The sequence below is a fragment of the Rhizobium lentis genome (assembly GCF_014200175.1).
GTDB classification, from domain to species: domain Bacteria; phylum Pseudomonadota; class Alphaproteobacteria; order Rhizobiales; family Rhizobiaceae; genus Rhizobium; species Rhizobium mulingense.
Genome location: NZ_JACHBD010000030.1, coordinates 1 through 20,914 on the forward strand (window position 1 = coordinate 1; position 20,914 = coordinate 20,914).

The 20,914-nt window shown below is 61.7% G+C and carries 20 protein-coding genes, 1 pseudogene and 1 riboswitch; of the genes and pseudogenes, 8 read left to right on the forward strand and 13 right to left on the reverse strand.

Annotated elements, in window-relative coordinates:
* Nucleotides 1–206: 206 nt before the first annotated feature.
* The 8 genes from GGI60_RS31170 to GGI60_RS31205 all read right to left on the reverse strand — a co-directional run bounded on the left by GGI60_RS31170 (nucleotide 207) and on the right by GGI60_RS31205 (nucleotide 7,625).
* On the reverse strand, nucleotides 207–971 hold the full coding sequence (locus tag GGI60_RS31170; RefSeq protein ID WP_183920372.1) for a DUF4239 domain-containing protein: 765 nt from the start codon (nucleotides 969–971) through the stop codon (nucleotides 207–209).
* Nucleotides 972–1,174: 203 nt separating this feature from the next.
* Nucleotides 1,175–2,308, reverse strand: coding sequence for a calcium:proton antiporter (locus GGI60_RS31175; RefSeq protein ID WP_183920374.1), 1,134 nt, complete (start codon nucleotides 2,306–2,308; stop codon nucleotides 1,175–1,177).
* A 108-nt stretch (nucleotides 2,309–2,416) separates the two neighbouring features.
* Entirely contained in the window at nucleotides 2,417–3,124 is a 708-nt protein-coding gene (locus GGI60_RS31180; protein ID WP_183920376.1) for an SDR family NAD(P)-dependent oxidoreductase, read from the reverse strand.
* 173 nt (nucleotides 3,125–3,297) lie between these two features.
* Nucleotides 3,298–3,648 (reverse strand): ribbon-helix-helix domain-containing protein, encoded by a 351-nt coding sequence (locus GGI60_RS31185; RefSeq protein WP_183920378.1) that lies wholly within the window; start codon nucleotides 3,646–3,648, stop codon nucleotides 3,298–3,300.
* Between the two features lie 24 nt (nucleotides 3,649–3,672).
* Nucleotides 3,673–4,269 (reverse strand): DJ-1/PfpI family protein, encoded by a 597-nt coding sequence (locus GGI60_RS31190; protein WP_183920380.1) that lies wholly within the window; start codon nucleotides 4,267–4,269, stop codon nucleotides 3,673–3,675.
* 129 nt (nucleotides 4,270–4,398) lie between these two features.
* Entirely contained in the window at nucleotides 4,399–4,791 is a 393-nt protein-coding gene (locus tag GGI60_RS31195) for a DUF779 domain-containing protein (RefSeq protein WP_183920382.1), read from the reverse strand.
* Between the two features lie 200 nt (nucleotides 4,792–4,991).
* A complete protein-coding gene (gene adh, locus GGI60_RS31200; RefSeq protein ID WP_183920384.1) occupies nucleotides 4,992–6,500 on the reverse strand; it encodes an aldehyde dehydrogenase in 1,509 nt (502 codons plus the stop codon).
* Between the two features lie 165 nt (nucleotides 6,501–6,665).
* Nucleotides 6,666–7,625 (reverse strand): helix-turn-helix domain-containing protein, encoded by a 960-nt coding sequence (locus GGI60_RS31205; protein ID WP_183920386.1) that lies wholly within the window; start codon nucleotides 7,623–7,625, stop codon nucleotides 6,666–6,668.
* Between the two features lie 199 nt (nucleotides 7,626–7,824).
* Here GGI60_RS31205 and msrB point away from each other — a divergent pair, with 199 nt between their 5' ends.
* Entirely contained in the window at nucleotides 7,825–8,310 is a 486-nt protein-coding gene (msrB, locus tag GGI60_RS31210) for a peptide-methionine (R)-S-oxide reductase MsrB (protein WP_183920388.1), read from the forward strand.
* A gap of 43 nt (nucleotides 8,311–8,353) precedes the next feature.
* Here msrB and GGI60_RS31215 read toward each other — a convergent pair whose 3' ends face one another.
* Nucleotides 8,354–9,562 carry a TIGR03862 family flavoprotein gene (locus GGI60_RS31215; protein ID WP_183920389.1) on the reverse strand — a complete coding sequence of 403 codons (1,209 nt, stop codon included), beginning with the start codon at nucleotides 9,560–9,562 and terminating at the stop codon, nucleotides 8,354–8,356.
* A gap of 68 nt (nucleotides 9,563–9,630) precedes the next feature.
* The gene (locus GGI60_RS31220) at nucleotides 9,631–10,053 is read right to left on the reverse strand and encodes a helix-turn-helix domain-containing protein (protein WP_183920391.1); all 423 of its coding nucleotides are present in this window, start codon (nucleotides 10,051–10,053) and stop codon (nucleotides 9,631–9,633) included.
* Nucleotides 10,054–10,124: 71 nt separating this feature from the next.
* Between GGI60_RS31220 and GGI60_RS31225 the strand changes: the two genes are divergently transcribed.
* The 6 genes from GGI60_RS31225 to GGI60_RS31250 all read left to right on the forward strand — a co-directional run bounded on the left by GGI60_RS31225 (nucleotide 10,125) and on the right by GGI60_RS31250 (nucleotide 18,468).
* The gene (locus GGI60_RS31225) at nucleotides 10,125–12,356 is read left to right on the forward strand and encodes a heavy metal translocating P-type ATPase (RefSeq protein WP_183920393.1); all 2,232 of its coding nucleotides are present in this window, start codon (nucleotides 10,125–10,127) and stop codon (nucleotides 12,354–12,356) included.
* 326 nt (nucleotides 12,357–12,682) lie between these two features.
* Nucleotides 12,683–12,908: riboswitch (cobalamin riboswitch) on the forward strand.
* A 261-nt stretch (nucleotides 12,909–13,169) separates the two neighbouring features.
* Complete coding sequence (gene nrdH, locus GGI60_RS31230) at nucleotides 13,170–13,391, forward strand: glutaredoxin-like protein NrdH (protein WP_183920395.1); 222 nt, start codon at nucleotides 13,170–13,172, stop codon at nucleotides 13,389–13,391.
* Nucleotides 13,392–13,404: 13 nt separating this feature from the next.
* Nucleotides 13,405–13,809: a class Ib ribonucleoside-diphosphate reductase assembly flavoprotein NrdI gene (nrdI, locus tag GGI60_RS31235; RefSeq protein ID WP_183920397.1), complete on the forward strand. Its 405-nt coding sequence runs from the start codon at nucleotides 13,405–13,407 to the stop codon at nucleotides 13,807–13,809.
* Nucleotides 13,788–15,992 (forward strand): class 1b ribonucleoside-diphosphate reductase subunit alpha, encoded by a 2,205-nt coding sequence (gene nrdE / locus GGI60_RS31240; protein WP_183920399.1) that lies wholly within the window; start codon nucleotides 13,788–13,790, stop codon nucleotides 15,990–15,992. Before nrdI ends, nrdE begins: the two co-directional genes overlap by 22 nt.
* A gap of 178 nt (nucleotides 15,993–16,170) precedes the next feature.
* The gene (gene nrdF, locus GGI60_RS31245; RefSeq protein ID WP_183920401.1) at nucleotides 16,171–17,145 is read left to right on the forward strand and encodes a class 1b ribonucleoside-diphosphate reductase subunit beta; all 975 of its coding nucleotides are present in this window, start codon (nucleotides 16,171–16,173) and stop codon (nucleotides 17,143–17,145) included.
* 102 nt (nucleotides 17,146–17,247) lie between these two features.
* Nucleotides 17,248–18,468, forward strand: coding sequence for an adenylate/guanylate cyclase domain-containing protein (locus GGI60_RS31250; RefSeq protein WP_183920403.1), 1,221 nt, complete (start codon nucleotides 17,248–17,250; stop codon nucleotides 18,466–18,468).
* Nucleotides 18,469–18,477: 9 nt separating this feature from the next.
* Here the strand turns inward: GGI60_RS31250 and queE are convergent, their stop codons facing one another.
* From queE to queC, 3 genes are read right to left on the reverse strand one after another with little or no spacing between them, the layout of a single operon-like run.
* Nucleotides 18,478–19,206: a 7-carboxy-7-deazaguanine synthase QueE gene (queE, locus tag GGI60_RS31255; RefSeq protein ID WP_183920405.1), complete on the reverse strand. Its 729-nt coding sequence runs from the start codon at nucleotides 19,204–19,206 to the stop codon at nucleotides 18,478–18,480.
* On the reverse strand, nucleotides 19,203–19,559 hold the full coding sequence (gene queD, locus GGI60_RS31260; RefSeq protein WP_038691505.1) for a 6-carboxytetrahydropterin synthase QueD: 357 nt from the start codon (nucleotides 19,557–19,559) through the stop codon (nucleotides 19,203–19,205). Before queD ends, queE begins: the two co-directional genes overlap by 4 nt.
* Nucleotides 19,559–20,269 carry a 7-cyano-7-deazaguanine synthase QueC gene (queC, locus tag GGI60_RS31265; protein WP_183920407.1) on the reverse strand — a complete coding sequence of 237 codons (711 nt, stop codon included), beginning with the start codon at nucleotides 20,267–20,269 and terminating at the stop codon, nucleotides 19,559–19,561. Before queC ends, queD begins: the two co-directional genes overlap by 1 nt.
* A gap of 472 nt (nucleotides 20,270–20,741) precedes the next feature.
* On the opposite strand from queC, the pseudogene GGI60_RS31270 reads away from it, so the two are divergent.
* Nucleotides 20,742–20,914 (forward strand): annotated as a pseudogene (locus tag GGI60_RS31270) (sugar ABC transporter substrate-binding protein); the annotation flags it as partial.

Genomic DNA, 20,914 nt, shown 5'->3' on the forward strand with positions numbered 1-20,914 from the left:
GTAGCTCGTCAGGCTCATAACCTGAAGGCCGCAGGTTCAAATCCTGCCCCCGCAACCATATACAAAAATAGCCCGCAAATCCGGCGGGCTTTTTGCGTTTCCGGGCGACAGAACAGGACGGCGACGAACTCGTGCGCGTTCTGATCGATTCCGATCGGCGGTGCAAGTCGCATTCCTGCTGCGCGCCGACCTTTGCGCGACATCCTTTAGGGTTTCCCGAGCCGTTCGATGGCCGATTGCAAAGGTGCATCGGAAACATGGATCAGGCCGACATAGGGATTGGCCATATCCGCAATCAGGAAGATCGCGCCGGCGACGGACAGGGCGCAGACGAGCAGAATTGACAGCACCGTCGGATTGGCCGGCGCCTGCAGCCCGAAGGTCGCAAAAAGCAGCCCGAGCCAACAGACGAGAACGGTGAGGAAGGCCCAGGGCAAACCCTCTTTACCGGATTCGACCAGCAGCCAGTGGGTCTCGGCCACCATGCCGCTTACCTCAAGAGCCCGCGCCTGGAGAGAACGCTGCACGGCATCCCTCGGCGAGAGCGCCCGAAGGTCGCCCTGAACCGCCTCGATATCCTGATATTCCCCCAGCGCCTTGCCGGATGCCTCGTCGGTGGTTTCGGCAGACCAGCCGCGGCTCAGCCGTTTCTCGATCAATTCACGCAGCAACTGCCGCGCCTTGCCGGTTTCCGGCCCGTATTGGGCCATGACGCGGTCAAGCAGGAGCACCCGCGCGGCCGCTGTTCTCATCTCCACTTCGGCGTTGTCGTAGGTGGACTTGGCCGAGGCGATCAGAAGGCCGAGCGCTAAGGCCGACAGCGTTCCCACCACCGCGGTCGCCAGCCTGATGACGTCCTTGGATTCCGCATTGAGATGATGATCCGGCAAGCGGCCGCGCACGATCAATCCAATCGCCGTTGTGGTCGACAGAAACACAAATACAAGTCCGCCAAGCAACAGTGAGCCCAAGTCCGGTCTCCGTAATGCCACCTGCAGCGCCGCGCGTCTTTTCAGACGGGCAAAGGACGCTGTCGCACCTTGAGTTGCTTCAGCCACTGCGATTGTTTGCAATCCGTGCAATAGCTCCCGCCATCATAGCGGAAGACAGGCCGGGCGCGGAACTTTACTTTCCTGGTCTTGCAGTGCCGCCTTCGAGCGGCGCCGGGTGGGCGTCATTGCTGGAAAATGAGCAGCACGTAAGCCAGGAAAAGCACCAGGTGCACGGCACCTTGCATGAGATGCGTACGGCCGCTGGCAAAGGTAATGATGCTGACGGCGAGCGTGAGCAGCAGCATCACCAGATCGCCGCGCTCCAGGCCGAGCGTCACTGTGTGTCCGTAGAGCTGACTGACAATGAGCATCGCCGGCACCGTCAGCCCGATCGTCGACAATACCGAACCAAGGAAGATGTTGACAGAGCGCTGAAGATTGTTGGCGATGGATGCGCGCACGGCGCTCATTGCCTCGGGCGTCGCAACGAGGACCGCCATCACGACACCGCCAAATGCGGTCGGAGCATGCAGGGTTTCGATAATGTAATCGATTGGCCGCGCAAGCTGTTCGACGAGGAAGACGATAGGACCCATATAGGCGAAAAGCAGAATGGCATGAGGCCAGACCGGTCCATGGTGAGGGAGACGTTCGCCGGGGTGCTCGTGACGGTTGCTTTCGTCGGTGAAATAGTCCCGATGCCGGCCAGCCTGCAGAAACAGAAATGTGGCATAAAGGCCGACCGATATTATGCCGAGGATCAGTTGTCTCGGCGCCGATGCATGCTGTCCGCCTGGGTCTGCCAGGAATGTCGGCATGACCAGGCTCAAGGTCGCCAGCGGCACGATCACCCCGAGATAGGCGTTGGCACCCTGCAGATTGTGCTGCTGTTCCGGCCGCCGCCACGCGCCCAGCAGCAACGACAGGCCGACCATGCCATTCAGGATGATCATGACGACCGCAAACAGCGTGTCGCGGGCAAGCGTCGGATTGTTTTCGCCGTGCAGCATGACGGCCGATATCGCCATCACCTCGATCGAAGTGATGGCAAGCGTCAGAATGAGCGTGCCGTAGGGCTCCTTTAGCCGCTCCGCCAAATGATCCGCGTGCCGCACGACCGACAGGGCGGAGCCGAGTACGACGGCAAACAGCCACACGAAAACGACGGTGAACCAAAGCGGATCGGAAAGCCGCCCGAAAAGCTGCTCCTGGAAAGCCAGAAATGCCACGCTCGTCGCGACGCTGACGCCGAGGAACCATTCCTCACGCACCAAGCTGGTGGCGCTGACGGCGGGGAATGCGGGACCGTCGGTCATCGAAACCACCTGCCTTCCTGCAAATGCCGCCACAATGCGATCATAATTATGAGAATCGTACCGCAAGCCGGGGGGCATGCAATCGTACAAAACGTGCAAGGGCTTCCTTCATTCGCGGCCGGTTGCAGGGATCGCCGCGCCGGTAACGACGGCTGACGCCGGTGAAATCAGGAAGGCGATGAGGCGGGCGATCGATTGCGGCGATACCCAGCCGTCCGTCTTCGCATTGGGCATGGCAGCGCGGTTCTCGGGCGTGTCGATTGTCCCGGGCAGAATGCAGTTGGCGGTGATGCGGTGGTCGCGGTTTTCCGCAGCGATCGCCTCGGTCAGCCGGATGACGGCGGCTTTCGAAGCGGCGTAGGCCGCCTGATTGGCTCCGGCCTTCAGGCCGGGGGCGGCGGCGACGTGAATGATGCGGCCATAGCCTGCTGCCTTCATGGTCGGGAGAACCGCAGCGCTGATCGTCAGCGCAGTACGGGCGTTGGCGGTCATCATCGTGTCCCATTGGGAAGTTGCATCCGGCCCGACCGGTCCCATCTGGAAGCCGCCGACGGTATTGACCAGGGCGCTGACGCCACCGAAGCGCTTGTCAGCCCGCGCGACGGCGGCTGCACAGGAGGCATAATCGGTGAGGTCCGTTCCGGCGATCGACAGGAACTCGGTGGAGGCGGGAAGCTCGCCGGCCAAGGCTTCCAGCTCCTGGCTCGACCGGTTCATGCAGACGAGCTTGGCGCCTCCTGCGGCAAGTTCGCGGACAACGGCACTGCCAAGGTTGCCACCGGCTCCCGTGACGATCACGGCTTTCTGGTCGTTCATGGCAATCGATCTCCTGACGGTGCTGCCGGTGCTGGATGATGCTGCGCATTGTTGATCCAGGCTGCGTCGCAACGCAACCCCCGTGCAACCGCGCCAAGGTCAGGTATCCCAGGATTGTCGGCAGAGTTCTCCGTGGAGAGCTCTGCCCGCGTCATCGGGGGTTCGGCCAGGCTTCAGTGATATTTTTCCCGTTCGCGGCCGAGGATGACCGGCGCATCCAGCTCGGAGATCGGGCGGCTGACATCGGCGGGGATATCCCCGGTGAGCTGCAGGTCGAGATAACGGGCGCAGCAGACGCGCAGGAAGGATGTGAAATTTCCGAGATCGTGGCCCGCATCGATCGACTCATGATGCAGCCGGGTGATCAGCTGCGCGACGTTCATGCCGTCGCGCCGGGCAATTTCCTCGAGCTTCGACCAGAAGAAGTTCTCCAGCCTGACGCTGGTGACCATGCCGTCGATGCGCAGCGACCGGGTGGTGCTTTCCCATAGCCGCGCATCCGCTTTGATGAAGAGTTCACACATGTCGTCCTCGCGGTGCCGCCCTTGTCAGGCGGCGTTGGTTTCAGGCATCGATGCGGCGTCGAGCAGCACCATGAACTGGCGCAGCCAGGAGGGATGCGCCGGCCAGGCCGGCGCCGTGACAAGATTGCCGTCCGAGACCGCGTCGGTGATTGCAATATCGGCATAAACGCCGCCGGCCAGTTCGACTTCCGGCCGACAGGCGGGATAGGCCGAGCAGGTGCGGCCCTTCAATACGCCGGCAGCGGCAAGCAGCTGCGCACCGTGGCAGATGGCTGCAACAGGTTTTCCGGCATCGAAGAAGTGCCGGACCGACTTGATGACGTCGGCGTTGAGGCGAAGATATTCGGGGGCGCGGCCGCCGGGGATGACGAGGGCATCGTAATCCTCTGCCCGCACGCTGTCGAAAGTGGCGTTCAGCGCGAAATTATGACCGCGCTTTTCAGAATAGGTCTGGTCGCCCTCGAAATCATGAATGGCGGTGGCGACGCTCTCACCCGCCTTCTTGCCGGGGCAGACGGCATCGACCGTATAGCCGCAGGCGAGCAGCGTCTGGAACGGCACCATCGTTTCATAACCTTCGGTGAAATCACCGGTGATCATCAGGATCTTTGAAGCTGGCATCGTATCCTCCTTTGAAACCAACGGATGAAGATTAACAAAGACCATCGGACAGAAGGTACTATGGGAATACTACAGGCGAAATTCTCAGCACGTTGCGCGCCAGACCGCCTGTGCGTCTTAGCGGATGCATCAGACTGTTCTGACCGTAGCATCCGGGACAGCACAGGCCTCTCCGTCGCCGAAGAGTCGCGAACGGGTGAGGAAGCGTTTCTCGCGGCCATTGTCGAGCGAGAACATGCCGCCGCGACCCGGCACGACATCGATGATCAGCTGCGTGTGCTTCCACGCCTCGAACTGGGTGGCGCTGATATAGACCGGCACGCCGCCGATCTCGCCGAGCTTGACGTCGCTGTCGCCGACCATGAATTCATTTGCGGGGTAACACATCGGCGAGGAGCCGTCGCAGCAGCCGCCGGACTGGTGGAAGAGGATATCAGGATGATCGCGCCTGATCTCAGCGATCAGATCAAGGGCTGCGTCGGTTGCGAGAACACGCGGTTCGCCGTTGACGGTCGTTTCCATCGGTCTTCCTCAGAGTCTCGGGAGAAGAGTTTCCCCTCCCCACAAGGGGAGGAGCTAAGCTGCCGCACCGGCAACCTTCCTCGATGACGTTTCAGCAAGGCGATATGTGAGTTCCAGAGCGAGGCGGTTCAGCGGGTCAGGCCCCTCCCCCTTGTGGGGGGTGGGGAGGGGTTTTGACACTCCCTCCCACACGAAAGTTCTCAGAAGAAACCGAGCGCCTTCGGGCTGTAGCTCACCAGCATGTTCTTGGTCTGCTGGTAGTGCTCGAGCATCATCTTGTGGGTTTCGCGGCCGATGCCCGATTGCTTGTAGCCGCCAAAGGCGGCATGGGCGGGATAGGCGTGGTAGCAGTTGGTCCAAACGCGGCCGGCCTGGATCTCGCGGCCGAACCGATAGCAGCGATTGGCGTCGCGGCTCCAGACACCGGCGCCGAGGCCATAGAGCGTGTCGTTGGCGATTTCGAGCGCTTCCTTTTCGGTCTTGAAGGTCGTGACCGAGACCACCGGCCCGAAGATCTCCTCCTGGAAGATGCGCATCTTGTTGTGGCCCTTGAAGATCGTCGGCTTAACGTAATAGCCGTTCGCCAGATCGCCGCCGAGATCGTTGCGGGAGCCGCCAGCCAGGACCTGAGCCCCCTCCTGCTTGCCGATGTCGAGATAGGCGAGGATCTTTTCGAGCTGCTCGGTCGAGGCCTGGGCGCCGATCATGGTGGCGGGATCAAGCGGGTTGCCCTGCTTGATTGCCTCGACGCGTTTGACCGCCTTTTCCATGAAGCGTTCATAGATCGATTCCTGGACGAGAGCGCGGCTCGGGCAGGTGCAGACTTCGCCCTGGTTGAGGGCAAACATCGCGAAACCTTCGAGCGCCTTGTCGAGGAAATCGTCATCTTCGGCCATTACATCGGCGAAGAAGATGTTCGGCGATTTGCCGCCGAGTTCCAGCGTCACCGGAATGAGGTTCTGGCTGGCATATTGCATGATCAGCCGGCCGGTCGTCGTCTCGCCGGTGAAGGCGATCTTGGCGATGCGGTGGCTGGTCGCCAGCGGCTTGCCGGCCTCGATGCCGAAACCGTTGACGATGTTGAGCACGCCGGGCGGCAGAAGATCGCCGACGAGATCGGCCCAGAGCAGGATCGAGGCCGGCGTCTGCTCGGCAGGCTTCAAGACGACGCAGTTGCCGGCGGCAAGCGCGGGAGCGAGCTTCCAGGTGGCCATCAGGATCGGGAAGTTCCAGGGAATGATCTGGCCAACGACGCCGAGGGGCTCGTGGAAGTGATAGGCGATCGTATCGTGATCGATCTCGCCGATCGAACCTTCCTGGGCGCGGATGCAGGAGGCGAAATAGCGGAAATGGTCGATCGCCAGCGGAATGTCGGCGACCATGGTCTCGCGGATGGGTTTGCCATTGTCCCAGGTCTCGGCCTGGGCGAGCAATTCCAGCTTGTCTTCCATCCGCTCGGCGATCTTCATGAGAATGTTGGAGCGCTCAGCAGCGGAGGTGCGCCCCCATTTTTCCTTGGCCGCATGGGCGGCGTCGAGCGCGAGATTGATGTCCTTTCCATGGGAACGGGGAATGTCGCAGAGCTTGCCGCCGGTGATGGGCGTGAGGTTTTCGAAATATTTGCCTTCGACCGGCTCGCGCCATTCGCCGCCGATATAGTTGCCGTATTTCAGCTTGAACGGCGACTCGACGATTTTCTGATGAAGCATGTCATCCTCCCTGATGATCCAGGTTCCAAGCGAACCAGTGGGAGGAAAATGTGCGTGTTTTGGCGAAGGGAACAGGGAGGCTCTTCCATACCGCAGTGCACAGTGTTGCAGACTTGCGACAGGATCGGCGCCGGATTTGCCGCAACGGCGAAACCTTTGAACCGGTCAGTGGAGGTCGAGCTTCTTCATTTTCCTGTGCAGGGTGGCACGGCTGATGCCAAGGGCGATTGCCGCCTGAGAGATGTTGCCGCGGGCGCGCGACAGCGCCCGCAGCAAGGCTGCCTTCTCGGCCTGGACCATCTCTTCCTGCTGTGAGACGACGGCTTCGCGGAGAGCATCGGCGGCCGGAATGCCGGCGGCGATCCGCTTGTCGTCCAGCTGCAGCGCGATGCGGGCGGCGCGCGTCGCCCCGAGCACTAGGTCATGCCGGTCGACGGCCAGCAGGGCGGCGGCCGAGTTGGCGCCGGCCGGAACCATCACGAAGCGGGCGCTGGGAAAGGCCGAACGGAAGAGATTGAGTTCGATGCGCATCGCCGCATCGCGCACGGTCTGCGTTAGGATCGTCAGCGTCATCTCGTTGGCGTCTTCGCGGCAGGTGGAGATGTCGAGGGCCGCAGCCAGCCGGCCACGATGGTCGCGGATCGGCGCCGTCGTGCAGCTGAGGCTGGTATTGGCGCAGAAGAAATGCTGGTCGCGGAAGATGGCGACCGCGCGTTCATCGGCAAGCGCGGTGCCGATGCCATTGGTGCCGATGCTAGCCTCGGTCCATACGGAGCCGGTCCAGAGGCCGAGCGCGTAAAATTCCTTGTCGTCGCCGGCCGCTCCCCGCCGCTCCAGCGCAATGCCGTTCTTGTCGGTCAGAAGCAGGCAGCAGCCAGCCTTGCCGACGGTGGTGAAGAGGCGATCGAGCTCGTCCGTCGCGCTGGCGATCAGCTGCCCGGACTGTTCGCGGGCGCGCCGGAATTCTACATCGGTCAGGCGCAGCGGCGCCCGTTCGTCCTCGGGGGCGAGCTGGTGCATGGTCATGCATCGCCGCCAGGAGGCGACCACCGGAGAGCTGGCCGCGGCGGAATCGCGCTGAGCAGAGGTATAGACATGCTCCGCGTGCGCTGATTGTTCGTGCATCTGCTCCTCCCCCGGAACTTCAGCACAGTCTGATGGAAAAGCCGCGGGTTTGCAATCAGGCGGCGCGTGGCGGCCGTCAGCGCGCGGCGAAAGGGGCGCATCACATTTCGGTGTTTGAGCGGTGAGAATGTAACAAAGACTTCTCTCGCCCGTATTTTCCTACAGAGCAAGGCTTTGCCAGATGGGGAGATCCTGGATCATGCTGAACAGACGATTGGTGCTGATGACGACCGTTTTCGGGGCGCTTGCCGGCCGCGCTAGCCTAGCCGGCAAGGCGATCGCCGTCGAAACGTTTCCGGTGACCCACACCGATGAGGAATGGCATAGCCTGCTGACGCCGGATCAATTCGTCATCCTGCGTCAGGCGGGGACGGAAAATCCCTTCAGCAGCCCGTTGCTGCATGAGGAGCGGAAGGGCATTTTCTCCTGCGTCGGCTGCGACCAAAAGCTCTTTTCCTCGGCAACGAAATTCGATAGCGGCACCGGCTGGCCGAGCTTTTGGGCACCGCTCGACCATGCCGTCGGCACCACACACGACACCAGTTTCGGGATGGCTCGCACGGCGGTCCATTGTAGCCGCTGTGGCGGCCATCTCGGACATGTCTTCGATGATGGCCCAAAGCCAACCGGGCTTCGCTACTGCATGAATGGCCTTGTCATGATGTTTCGTGCAGCCTCGGCCTGATCGAAGAAGCTCTTGTTTGCTGCTCAGCCTGCGAGCGCCGGGGCTATTCTTGCAGCCAAGCCTCGATGCCGCGTGCCGCGGCCCGGCCGGTCGCAAGGCAGGCGGTGAGGAGATAGCCGCCGGTCGGCGCTTCCCAGTCGAGCATTTCGCCGGCGACGAAAGTGCCCGGCAGCGCCTTCAACATGAAGCCGTCGTCGATGCTGCTCCAGCGGATGCCGCCGGCCGAGGAGATGGCCTCGCCGATCGGCCTCGTTTCGAGGACAGGCACCGGCAACGCCTTGATCATGCCGGCGAGACGGACGGGATCGGCTCGGTCGCGCTCGGCGGCGAGCTCACGCAGCAAGGCCGCCTTGACCCCGTCGAGGCCGGCGCCCTTGCGCAGGCGGTTCGCAAAGCTCGATTTAACGTCCTGCCGCGTGAGGTCGCGGATCAGCCTTTCGAGCGTCCGGCCCGGGGCGAGGTCGAGCGTCAGGGCAGCGCTGCCGTGCCTCTGTAGCCGGTCGCGGAGGCTTGCCGCATGGGCATAGACCAGGCTGCCCTCGATGCCGTTTGCGGTGATGACGAATTCGCCGGGAAAGGTGCCGGCGTCGGAGGTGGCGGTGACCGACTTCACGGGCTCGCCGGCGAAACGCTCGCGGAAGCTCTCGCTCCAGCCGGCGACGAAGCCGCAATTGGCGGGTCGGAAGGCATCGATCTCGACGCCCTTCTCCGATAGCCACGGCAACCAGCGTGCATCGGAGCCGAGGCGCGGCCAGCTTGCGCCGCCGAGCGCCAGCAGGGCTGCGTCGCAGTGGACGATGCTGCGTCCTTCGGGCGTTTCGAAATCATAGCCCTCATCGGCAAAACCGATCCAGCGGTGGCGGGTGCGCAGGGTGGCGCCCTGCGCCTCCAGCCGCTTGAGCCAGGCGCGCAGCAAGGGAGAGGCTTTCATCACATCAGGGAAAACCCGGCCGGACGAGCCGACGAAAGTCTCGGTCCCGAGCCCTCCTGCCCAATCTCTGATATTGCCAGGGGTAAAGGCATCGAGAGCCGGGCGCAGGCGGGCAGAGGCGGCGCCGAAGCGTGTGGCAAAACGGGCATAATCCTCGGAATGGGTAATGTTCAGCCCCGACTTGCCGGCGAGCAGAAACTTGCGGGCGAAGGTCGGCATGGCGTCGTAGACCGTCACCGCATGGCCGGAGAGCGAAAGCAGCTCGGCGGCCGCCAGGCCCGCCGGGCCGCCGCCGATGATCGCAATTCGCTTCTGGTTCATGGATGTCTTCGCCCGATTCTATCTGGTGCAGTTGTGGCGCGGGCGTCGATTGCCTGCAAGGGCGGGGATCAATGGTGCGGATGCGTGCACCGGCCGTGGTCGGCGAGAACCTCGATGACACGGCATTGGTCGACGCGGCCATGGCCGCAACCTTCCACCATGGTTTCGAGTTCGGCCTTCAGCGCCATCAGGCTGCGGATGCGCTGCTCGACCTCGACGAGACGAGCCTTGGCGATGGCATCGGCAGAGGCACAGGATTGGTGCGGATCATCCTGCAGGGTGAGCAGCGTGCGGATCGCCTCGATCTCGAAGCCGAGTTCGCGGGCATGGCGGATGAAGGTGAGGCGGCTGATATCGGCGGGTTCGAAGGAGCGCTGGTTGCCTTCGCTGCGGCTTGGGGCCGCGAGCAGGCCGATGCTCTCGTAATAACGCACCGTCGGCACTTTGACCCCACTACGGCGAGCGGCTTCGCCGATCGTGATCTTTTTCATGATTTTCCTCTTGCACCTCTAGTCGCTAGAGGATGTAGGAGGGATGCTTCTGTTTGACAAGGAAGCGGATCATGGCTGAGACGAGCGAGACACGATACCGGGTCGGCGGCATGGATTGCGCCGCCTGTGCGACCAAGATCGACACGGCGGTCAGGCGCGTGGCGGGTGTCGCCGATGTGTCCGTCTCGGTGGTGGCTGGCACTATGACCGTGCGGCATGACGGCAGCAGCAACCTCAAGGCGATCGAGAAGAGGGTGACGGGGCTCGGTTATTCGGTTTCGCCTTTTACCGGAAGCACGGCGCCGGCACAGGATCACGGCCCGCACGATCATCACGACCACGGCGATCATGCCGGCTACGGCCATGATCATGATCACGCAGGTCACGATCATGGCAAAAAGAAAATCGAGGGGCTGCACGGCCATGCCCATGCGCCGATGACCGGTTCCTGGTGGCAAAGCCGGAAGGGTCGATTGACCATCGTCTCGGGTGCAGCGCTAATCGCCGCCTATGCCATCGGCCATCTCGTGCCTGCGGTCGCATCCTACGCCTTCGTCATCGCCATGCTGGTCGGGCTGGTGCCGATCGCGCGCCGCGCCATCATGGCGGCTCTATCGGGCACACCGTTTTCGATCGAGATGCTGATGACGATCGCCGCCGTCGGCGCCGTCATCATCAATGCCGGCGAGGAGGCAGCGACCGTCGTCTTCCTGTTTCTCGTCGGCGAGCTGCTGGAGGGGGTGGCGGCCGGCAAGGCGCGCGAAAGCATCCAGTCGCTGACGGCGCTGGTGCCGAAAAATGCGCTGCTCGAAGACAATGGCCAGACGCGGGAGGTGCCGGCGGAAAGCCTCGCCGTCGGCGCGACCATCATGGTGCGTCCCGGCGACCGCATCTCGGCGGATGGCATCATTGTCTCCGGCGAGAGCGCGATCGACGAGGCGCCGGTGACGGGCGAGAGTACGCCAGTGCGCAAGGGTGTCGATGCCGTCGTCTTTGCCGGAACGGTGAATGGCGATGCGGTGCTCAGGGTACGCGTTACGGCGGCCGCTGCCGACAATACTATCGCCCGCGTCGTCAAGCTGGTGGAGGAAGCGCAGGAATCGAAGGCGCCGACCGAACGTTTCATCGATCGGTTTTCGCGCTATTACACGCCCGGCGTGGTGGTGGTCGCAGCCCTGGTGGCGACGGTTCCGCCGCTGCTGTTCGGTGGGTCGTGGGGCGAATGGATCTATAGGGGCCTTGCCATCCTGCTGATCGGCTGCCCCTGCGCGCTTGTCATTTCGACGCCGGCGGCGATTGCCGCCTCGCTTTCGGCAGGCGCGCGGCGCGGGCTGCTGATGAAGGGCGGCGCGGTGCTGGAAACGCTCGGCAAGGTCACGATGGTCGCCTTCGACAAAACAGGCACGCTGACGGAAGGCAAGCCTCAGGTGACCGATATCGTTGCCTTCGGATTGAGCGAGGCGCAGGTCTTGTCACGCGCGGCGGTACTGGAGCAGGGCTCCAGCCATCCCCTGGCGCTGGCGATCCTCAACCGTGCTCGGGCGGACGGCGTCCCCGTGCCGCCGGCCTTCGAGCTGGAGGCGCTGCCGGGCAAGGGCGTCACCGGCAAGGTCGGGAGCGAGACGCTCGATCTGTTGTCGCCGTCCGCCGCTCGCGAGCGTGGGGCGCTCGATGGCGAGAAGGATGCACGCATCACGGCACTGAACGACGAGGGCAAGAGCGTATCGGTGCTGCTCGTCAACGGCGTTGCGGCCGGACTGATCGCCATACGCGACGAGCCGCGCGCGGATGCCAGGGCCGGACTGTCCGCGCTCAAATCGGCCGGCGTCAAGGCGATGATGCTGACGGGCGACAACAAGCGGACGGCGGCAGCTGTTGCCGGCATGCTCGGCATCGACTGGCGCGGCGAAATGATGCCGGAAGACAAGCAGCGGGTCGTCGGCGAGTTGAAGCGTCAGGGTTTTGTCGTCGCCAAGGTCGGCGACGGCATCAACGACGCTCCGGCGCTGGCGGCGGCTGACATCGGCATCGCCATGGGCGGTGGCACCGATGTGGCGCTGGAGACGGCCGATGCCGCCGTGCTGCACGGGCGCGTCGGCGACGTGGCGCGGATGATCGAACTGTCCAAACGAACGATGCGCAATATCCTAGAGAATATCACCATCGCCCTCGGGCTGAAGGCGGTGTTCCTGGTGACGACGATTGCCGGCATCACCGGCCTCTGGCCGGCGATTCTCGCCGATACCGGCGCCACCGTGCTGGTGACGATCAATGCGCTCAGGCTGCTTCGAGTAAAGATGTAAACATGTCGTGCTTGCGGCGCTCGTCACCTGAAGAGTGCCGCTGACAGCGGCCGCCAAACCCTCTTTCGTCATGCTCGGGCTTGTCCCGGGCATCTGCCTCCGGTCGATAGGCAGCAGATCCTCGGCAAAAGGCCGAGGATGACGCGGAGAGGGAGGTTGGTCATCAAATATGAGAGTGGCTATAGGCTCGCTCTCTTCATCCGACCTTCTCCACAGCCCGCTTTCGTAAGCCTTCGTTATCCGTGTTTTTCAGAGGAACGCAGTAATTTCAAACCTGTCGTAACGCAATGCACAAACCATCCGTTGACGTGATTTTGGATTCGCGTACTATATCTAGTGTTCAAGGTTCCTTCGATTCGTCAGGATCGCGGGCTAAGACGGGAATACGGTGTGTTCGCCATGACGGCGCAACAAAGCCGGAGCTGCCCCCGCAACTGTAAGCGGCGAGCAACTGTCCGATTACAGGTCACTGAGGCATGATGCCTCGGGAAGGCTGGGGCAGGATGCTTCGACCCGCAAGCCAGGAGACCTGCCTTGAACCAGATGTCCACGGGCGGGGTGTCCGGAAGGTCGCGTGCATGAAAGCGGAATGATCCGCGCCTGTTACGCTGCCCCCGAACGTCCGCATGAGCACTTCGGGGTTGAAGTCATGTCGAGAATATCAAGGCCGCCGCCCGCGCTAATCCCGAAAGGGATCATATCGGGCGTTTAGAGCGCCGACTTGCCAGATCACCATCAAGCGTTGCCCCGGACGTCGCAAGGCGCCCGATCCCAGTATTGCGTCCTGAATTTTTTGACATCACGAGGAAGATGATGAGCGTTACCGTCTACAGCAAACCCGCCTGCGTTCAGTGCACCGCCACCTACCGCGCCCTCGACCGTCTGGGGGTCGATTATAACATCGTCGATATCTCGCAGGATGCCGCAGCGCTCGATCGTGTCCGCAGCCTGGGCTACATGCAGGCGCCCGTCGTCATCGCCGGCGAACGGCATTGGGCGGGTTTCCGTCCCGATATGATCAGCGCGCTATCTTGACCGGAAAACGGCGATGGGGCTGCTCGTCTATTATTCCAGCCGATCGGAGAATACCCATCGCTTCGTCGCCAAGCTCGGACTGCGCACGGCGCGCATTCCCGCAAGCGGCGCAGACGGGTTCCATATCCGCGAACCCTTCGTGCTTGTCGTGCCGACCTATAGCGGCGGCGGTGGCAAGGGGGCCGTTCCCAAGCAGGTGATCCGTTTCTTGAACGAAGCGGAGAACCGAGGACACATCCGGGGCGTGATTGCCGCGGGCAACAGCAATTTCGGCGAGACATACGGGCTTGCCGGCGACGTGATCTCGCGCAAATGCCGGGTGCCTTACCTCTACAGGTTCGAGCTCCTCGGCACCGAGGAGGACGTCGTCAACGTCAGATACGGATTGGAACGGTTTTGGACACGGGAACAACTCTGACGCGGGATGCGGGTGCAATACCGCATAACACTTTTGCTCATCCCGTCGGCGAACGCCCCTCGAAAGCGGCGGAAACGCTCGACTATCACGCGCTGAACGCGATGCTGAACCTCTATGATGATGAGGGCAGGATCCAGCTCGACAAGGATCGCATGGCGGCGAAGCAGTATTTCCTGCAGCACGTGAACCAGAACACGGTGTTCTTTCATAATCTGAGGGAAAAGCTCGATTACCTCGTAACCGAGGGGTATTACGAGCAGCAGGTGCTCGATCAGTATTCCTTCAATTTCGTCCGCGACCTGTTCGATCAGGCCTATGCCAGGAAATTCCGGTTTCCGACCTTTCTCGGCGCTTTCAAATATTATACCAGCTATACGCTGAAGACCTTCGACGGAAAACGCTATCTCGAGCGCTACGAGGACCGCATCTGCATGGTGGCGCTGACCCTGGCGCGTGGCGACGAGGCGCTCGCCCGTGACATGGTGGACGAGATCATTTCCGGCCGTTTCCAGCCGGCGACGCCGACCTTCCTCAATGCCGGCAAGAAGCAGCGCGGCGAACTGGTTTCCTGCTTCCTGCTACGGGTCGAGGACAATATGGAATCGATCGGCCGATCGATTAATTCGGCGCTGCAGCTGTCGAAGCGCGGCGGCGGTGTCGCGCTGTCGCTGACGAATATCCGTGAGGCCGGCGCGCCGATCAAGCAGATCGAGAACCAATCCTCGGGCATCATTCCGGTGATGAAGCTGCTCGAAGACTCGTTCTCTTATGCCAACCAGCTTGGTGCCCGTCAGGGAGCCGGCGCCGTTTATCTCAACGCCCATCACCCCGACATTATGCGCTTCCTCGACACGAAGCGCGAAAATGCCGACGAGAAGATCCGGATCAAGACGCTGTCGCTCGGCGTCGTCGTGCCCGACATCACCTTCGAGCTCGCGAAAAATAATGAGGATATGTATCTGTTCTCGCCTTACGACGTGGAGCGCGTCTACGGCGTGCCTTTCACCGAGATTTCGGTGACGGAAAAGTACCGGGAGATGGTGGCGGACGCCCGCATCTCGAAGAAGAAGATCAAGGCGCGCGAATTCTTCCAGGTGCTCGCCGAAATCCAGTTCGAGAGCGGTTATCCCTACATCATGTTCGAGGACACGGTGAACCGGGCGAACCCGATCGCCGGCCGCATTTCGATGAGCAACCTCTGCTCCGAGATCCTGCAGGTCAGCGAGGCGAGCGAATACAATGACGACCTCTCCTACAAGCATCTCGGCAAGGATATATCCTGCAATCTCGGCTCGCTGAACATTGCGGCGGCGATGGACTCCGCCGATTTCGGCAAGACGATCGAGACCTCGATCCGGGCGCTGACGGCCGTCTCCGACATGAGCCACATCGCCTCGGTCCCTTCGATTGAGAAGGGCAATGACGAAAGCCATGCGATCGGTCTCGGCCAGATGAACCTGCACGGTTATCTCGCCCGCGAACGCATCTTCTACGGATCGGAGGAAGGCGTCGATTTCACCAACATCTATTTCTATGCGGTGACCTACCACGCGATCCGCGCCTCGAACCTGCTGGCGGTCGAACGCGGCACAAGCTTCAAGGGCTTCGAAAATTCGAAATATGCCTCCGGCGACTATTTCGACAAATATACCGAACAGGAATGGAAGCCGGCGACCGAGAAGGTGCAGGCGCTGTTCGACAAATCAGGAATCCATATTCCGACGCAGGACGATTGGGCGGCGTTGAAGACAGCTGTCGTGACGTCTGGCCTCTATAACCAGAACCTGCAGGCGGTGCCACCGACGGGGTCGATCTCCTATATCAACCACTCGACCTCGTCGATCCATCCGATCGTCTCCAAGATCGAGATCCGCAAGGAAGGCAAGACCGGCCGTGTCTACTATCCGGCCCCGTTCATGACCAACGACAATCTCGATTATTATCAGGATGCCTACGAGATCGGCGCGGAGAAGATCATCGATACCTATGCGGCGGCGACCCAGCATGTCGACCAGGGCCTGTCGCTGACCCTGTTCTTCCGCGACACGGCAACGACGCGCGACATCAACAAGGCGCAGATTTACGCCTGGAAGAAGGGCGTCAAGACGATCTACTACATCCGCCTTCGCCAGATGGCGCTGTCCGGCACCGAGGTGCAGGGCTGCGTGTCTTGTACGCTGTGATTTTGGGCTGCTGGCCGAGAGTTTCGAGCTTGTAGCCCCCTCATCCGCCTGCCGGCACCTTCTCCCCGATGGGGAGAAGAGACAAGCCGATTGCATGGCGTTCCCCTCTCCCCAGCGGGGAGAGGGCAGGGTGAGGGGGCTCCGCACTCCGTTAGAATTTGTGGAGAAAGACCACCCAATGAACATATCCATCAAGCCAATCAGCCGCGTGCGCGCCATCAACTGGAACCGCATCGAGGACGACAAGGATCTCGAAGTCTGGAACCGGCTGACCGGCAATTTCTGGCTGCCGGAAAAGGTGCCGCTGTCCAACGACATTCCCTCCTGGGCGACGCTGACGGCGGCCGAGCAGCAACTGACCATCCGCGTCTTCACCGGGCTGACGCTGCTCGACACGATCCAGAACGGCGTCGGTTCTATCAGGCTGATGGAGGATGCGGTAACCCCGCACGAGGAGGCGGTGCTTTCCAACGTCTCCTTCATGGAGGCGGTGCATGCGCGCTCCTATTCCTCGATCTTTTCGACGCTGTGCTCGACGCCCGATGTCGACGATGCCTATCGCTGGTCGGAGGAGAACGAGTTCCTGCAGCGGAAATCAGTGCTGATCATGGAGCAGTATGGTTCCGGCGATCCCTTGAAGAAGAAGGTTGCCAGCGTTTTCCTGGAAAGCTTCCTGTTCTATTCCGGCTTCTACTTGCCGATGTACTGGTCGAGCCGCGCCAAACTGACCAACACGGCCGACATGATCCGGCTGATCATCCGCGACGAGGCGGTGCACGGCTATTATATCGGCTACAAGTTTCAGCGCGGGTTGGAGCGGCTTTCCGAGGAGAGAAGGCAGGAGATCAAGGATTTCGCCTTCGACCTGCTGCTCGAGCTCTACGACAACGAGGCCCGATATACCGAGGCGCTCTATGACGGCGTCGGGTTGACCGAGGACGTCAAGAAGTTCCTGCATTACAATGCCAACAAGGCGCTGATGAACCTCGGCTACGAGGCGCTTTTCCCGGCCGAGGCTTGCAAGGTCAATCCGGCGATCCTGTCGGCGCTGTCGCCGAATGCCGACGAGAACCACGACTTCTTCTCCGGCTCCGGTTCTTCCTATGTCATCGGCAAGGCTGTCGCGACCGAAGACGAGGATTGGGATTTCTGAGCCTTTCTCGCAGTCTGCTCTTATCATTTGCTTCCCTGTCGCCCACATTCAGCGGAAACTGAATTCGATCCTCGCCGATGACGTGATGTAGCGGAGTTTTTGATGTCGCCTTTTTTGAACAAGACCGGGACTGCCGTTGAAGCGGACGAGGGCGTCTGGCCGATCCGCAGGAGGCGGATTCTCGATTGGCTGGTGAACGAGACGCGGGGCGAGCGTTTCATCGACAATATTTTGGTGGACATGTGCGGGAAGCTGCTTGCGGCTGGGGTGCCGGTGGCGCGGGCGACGCTGCATTTCAGGGTGAACCACCCGCAATGGGTGGGTGCCCGCATTCTCTGGAAGGAAGGGCTCACCGAGGCGAAGATCGATACATTCGCCTATGGCGTCGAAAACACGCCGGAGTTCCTGACCAGCCCTGTTAACGCGATCCATCAGGGTGCGGAGGAAGTGCGCAGGCAGTTGCAAGGTGCAGCCGACGGCGACTTGGATTCCTTCTATCGGGAACTGCGCGACGACGGCCTGACCGAGTATATCGCCTGGCCGCTCGAACACACCTTCGGCAAACGGCATGTGGCTACATTTTCCACCAGCCGGCCGGGCGGTTTTACCAGCGAACATGTCGATTTCCTGCGTGATCTCCTTCCGGCCCTGACCTTGGTCAGCGAAATTCGCCTGAAGAACATCATGGCGCGCACGCTGCTGCAGACCTATGTCGGACCGCATGCGAGCGAGCAGATCCTGTCGGGCGTGACGACCCGCGGCAGCGGCGCCACCGTCGGTGCGGCGATCATGATCTGCGACCTGCGCGACTTTACGGCGATCTCCGATCTCTGGCCGCGCGACGATGTCATCCATCTGCTCAACGATTATTTCGACGCCATGTCGGATCCGATCGAACGCTATGGCGGCGAAATCCTGAAGTTCATGGGCGACGGATTGCTGGCAATCTTCCCCTTAAGCAAGGAAACGGCCTGTGCCGATCTGCTGCAGGCGATCCGCGAAGGGCAAGCGTTGATGGCCGAGCTGAACGAGCAGCACGCACGAACAGGACGCGAACCGCTGCGCTACGGCGTCGGCGTGCATGTCGGCGACGTCATGTACGGCAATATCGGTTCGCGCCGGCGGCTGGATTTCACCGTCATCGGCCCTGCCGTCAATATCGCCTCGCGGCTGGAAAGCCTGACCAAGGAGGTCAAGCGTCCGGTGCTGCTGTCGCGGGCCTTCGTCGAAATGGCGGGCTGCGCCAAAGACATGGACAGCCTCGGCACCTTCCCGCTGCGCGGGCTCGGAGAGCCTGTCGATGTCTTCGCTTTTCCGGAATGATAGAGAAGCTCAGACGCCTCGCTTGTTTCCCCACAGCAGCACATGCAGCTGCGGCAGCACGCGCGCTGCAAACCACTGGTCTGCCGTCACTTTCTCGACGAGCCAGTGCATCCGGTCCATCACGCCGTCGATATCGATACGGGCGTCGTCGTCATCGGGTGGCGGCGGCGTATGGTTGCCCGGCTGGAGGAACAGGGGAATATAGGGGTAGCGCCGACCCGCCTCCCGGGCGAAAGCATAGTCGTCATCGTCAAAGATGACGATTTTCAACACGATCTCCGGCCCGCCGGCGGTGAGCCGGAGACAGTTATCGACTTCATCCCAGTCCGTCTGCATCCTGCTCGACGGCGGCTTCGGGCTTAAGACCAGAACATCGAGATCGCGAAACCAGTTCCGAGCGAGACTCCCCTGAGTTTCCAGCGCGAAGCGATATCCCTGGGACCGGCCGAGCTCGATCAGCGGCCCCAAAGGGTGGATTGCCGGATTGCCTCCGGAAAGAGAAATGGTCAGCGGCTTACCTCCAGAGAGCTTCGTGACCTCCTGCCAGATCGCCTCGACGGACATGGGAAGCCATTGATCCCGGAAGGCGCTGTCGACGGCGTGAAGGCTGTCGCACCAGGAACAGCGATAATCACAGCCGCCGGTCCGGACGAACACTGTCGGCAGCCCGATCAAAGCGCCTTCGCCCTGGATGGTCGGGCCGAAGATCTCGCTGACGCGAATGGTCTCTCCGCTCATGGCCGGTACTCCGCCCAGGTCTTCGGCGTCTCGCTGACGCGGACGGACGATGTCTCGGGGAAACGCTGCTTGCACCAGTCGTAGAAATGCTTGGCCAGGAATTCGGAGGTGACTTTCGAATGGCCGAAGACCTCGTTCAGGTGGCGATGATCGAGAGCCTCGTCGATATAGCGCTTGAGCGGCGACAGGTCGTGATAGTCGCGAACGAACCCGTCGTCATTCAGGCTTTCGGCGGCGAGTTCGACGACCACGATGTAGTTGTGGCCGTGGAGCCTGGCGCATTGATGGTCCGCCGGCAGATGATCCAGCTGGTGCGAAGCGGAGAGATGAAACTCCTTGGTGATGCGGTACATCAACGCACCTCCGCCGCGGAATATTGCGACACCGCCGCTTTCCAGAAGTCCCGGTCTTCATAGTTCGTTGGATCGGCGACGCCGGCAAGGTGGAAGGCTTCGCGGCGTTCGACGCAGGTTCCGCAGCGCCCGCAATGAAGGTTGCCGCCCTTGTAGCAGGACCAGGTCTCGGCAAACGGCGTGCCGTGTTTTGCGCCGTCGGCGACGATCGTTGCTTTGGGAACATCGACATAGGGCGCCAGCAGTCTGACGCTGGCATAACCGTCCAGCGCTTCGTTCTGCATGCGCTGGAAGGCGTCGATGAACCCCGGCCGGCAGTCGGGGTAAATGAAATGGTCGCCGCCGTGCACGGCGACGGCAATGGCATCGGCCTTTTGCGCGGCCGCGAGGCCGAATGCGATCGCCAGCATGATGGCATTGCGGTTCGGCACCACGGTGGCCTTCATGGTCTCCTCGGCATAGTGGCCGTCCGGGACCTCGACATTGTCGGTTAGCGCCGATCCGCTGAGATGGCCGCCGATGGCGGCGATGTCGATGATTTGATGCGGAACGGCAAGACGTGCGGCGCACCGGGCGGCGAAGTCGAGTTCCTTGCGATGCCGCTGGCCGTAGTCGAAGGAGACGAGGCCGATAAGCTGTTGCTCCGCCGCGATCTTGTGCGCAAGCGAAACGGAGTCGAGTCCGCCGGAGCAGACGACGAGAGTCTTCATATTCTGGATCCCTTGTTTTGACCGGGTGGGCTGCGACCGGATTACGGCGTGCTTCTAGGCCAAATCGCGCGTGATGCAAACCGTTTTAAGATGTCGGCCTCGAAAGTTGTGCGGTCCTGCCGATCGGCAAATCGATTTGCGGCGGCAACGGGAGGCGGAGGCCTCCGGGTCAGGATTGCTGATGCGCCGACGCGGCCAGCGTCCCGGATCCTCCCCCGCCGGCGTCTACTCCTTAAGGATCGTGTCGACTTTCGGCGATGGTATGAAAAATCAAGAACGCTGTAAATTCAGTAGGATAGCGGAATAGCCATATTTTTCTCGGGAGTCGAGAAAGGGCTTGACGACCAAGCGCTTATACCGTTTTAAATTAGCAACCGCGCGGAGGAGCGCGGCCGTATGTCGACCGCTGCAAAGGCGGTAAACATCGGGCGGCTGGGAAGGCCCGCCGCCGAATTTCAAACGGGAGGAATTCATGCGCAAGTTTTTGAGCTCGGCGGCTATTGCTGTCGTGATGACGGCTGGCCTCGGTGGTGCCCGCGCCGCCGACGTTAAGGAAGTGCAGATGCTGCACTGGTGGACGTCAGGCGGCGAGGCGGCGGCTTTGAACGTGTTGAAGGAGGATCTGGCGAAGGAAGGTTTTGCCTG

Excerpts from the sequence above, each read along its gene's own strand:
- GGI60_RS31175 (WP_183920374.1), bottom strand. The coding sequence starts at position 2,308 with ATGACCGACGGTCCCGCATTCCCCGCCGTCAGCGCCACCAGCTTGGTG.
- GGI60_RS31180 (WP_183920376.1), bottom strand. The coding sequence starts at position 3,124 with ATGAACGACCAGAAAGCCGTGATCGTCACGGGAGCCGGTGGCAACCTT.
- GGI60_RS31185 (WP_183920378.1), bottom strand. The coding sequence starts at position 3,648 with ATGTGTGAACTCTTCATCAAAGCGGATGCGCGGCTATGGGAAAGCACC.
- GGI60_RS31190 (WP_183920380.1), bottom strand. The coding sequence starts at position 4,269 with ATGCCAGCTTCAAAGATCCTGATGATCACCGGTGATTTCACCGAAGGT.
- GGI60_RS31195 (WP_183920382.1), bottom strand. The coding sequence starts at position 4,791 with ATGGAAACGACCGTCAACGGCGAACCGCGTGTTCTCGCAACCGACGCA.
- adh (WP_183920384.1), bottom strand. The coding sequence starts at position 6,500 with ATGCTTCATCAGAAAATCGTCGAGTCGCCGTTCAAGCTGAAATACGGC.
- GGI60_RS31205 (WP_183920386.1), bottom strand. The coding sequence starts at position 7,625 with ATGCACGAACAATCAGCGCACGCGGAGCATGTCTATACCTCTGCTCAG.
- msrB (WP_183920388.1), top strand. The coding sequence starts at position 7,825 with ATGCTGAACAGACGATTGGTGCTGATGACGACCGTTTTCGGGGCGCTT.
- GGI60_RS31215 (WP_183920389.1), bottom strand. The coding sequence starts at position 9,562 with ATGAACCAGAAGCGAATTGCGATCATCGGCGGCGGCCCGGCGGGCCTG.
- GGI60_RS31220 (WP_183920391.1), bottom strand. The coding sequence starts at position 10,053 with ATGAAAAAGATCACGATCGGCGAAGCCGCTCGCCGTAGTGGGGTCAAA.
- GGI60_RS31225 (WP_183920393.1), top strand. The coding sequence starts at position 10,125 with ATGGCTGAGACGAGCGAGACACGATACCGGGTCGGCGGCATGGATTGC.
- nrdH (WP_183920395.1), top strand. The coding sequence starts at position 13,170 with ATGAGCGTTACCGTCTACAGCAAACCCGCCTGCGTTCAGTGCACCGCC.
- nrdI (WP_183920397.1), top strand. The coding sequence starts at position 13,405 with ATGGGGCTGCTCGTCTATTATTCCAGCCGATCGGAGAATACCCATCGC.
- nrdF (WP_183920401.1), top strand. The coding sequence starts at position 16,171 with ATGAACATATCCATCAAGCCAATCAGCCGCGTGCGCGCCATCAACTGG.
- GGI60_RS31250 (WP_183920403.1), top strand. The coding sequence starts at position 17,248 with ATGTCGCCTTTTTTGAACAAGACCGGGACTGCCGTTGAAGCGGACGAG.
- queE (WP_183920405.1), bottom strand. The coding sequence starts at position 19,206 with ATGAGCGGAGAGACCATTCGCGTCAGCGAGATCTTCGGCCCGACCATC.
- queD (WP_038691505.1), bottom strand. The coding sequence starts at position 19,559 with ATGTACCGCATCACCAAGGAGTTTCATCTCTCCGCTTCGCACCAGCTG.
- queC (WP_183920407.1), bottom strand. The coding sequence starts at position 20,269 with ATGAAGACTCTCGTCGTCTGCTCCGGCGGACTCGACTCCGTTTCGCTT.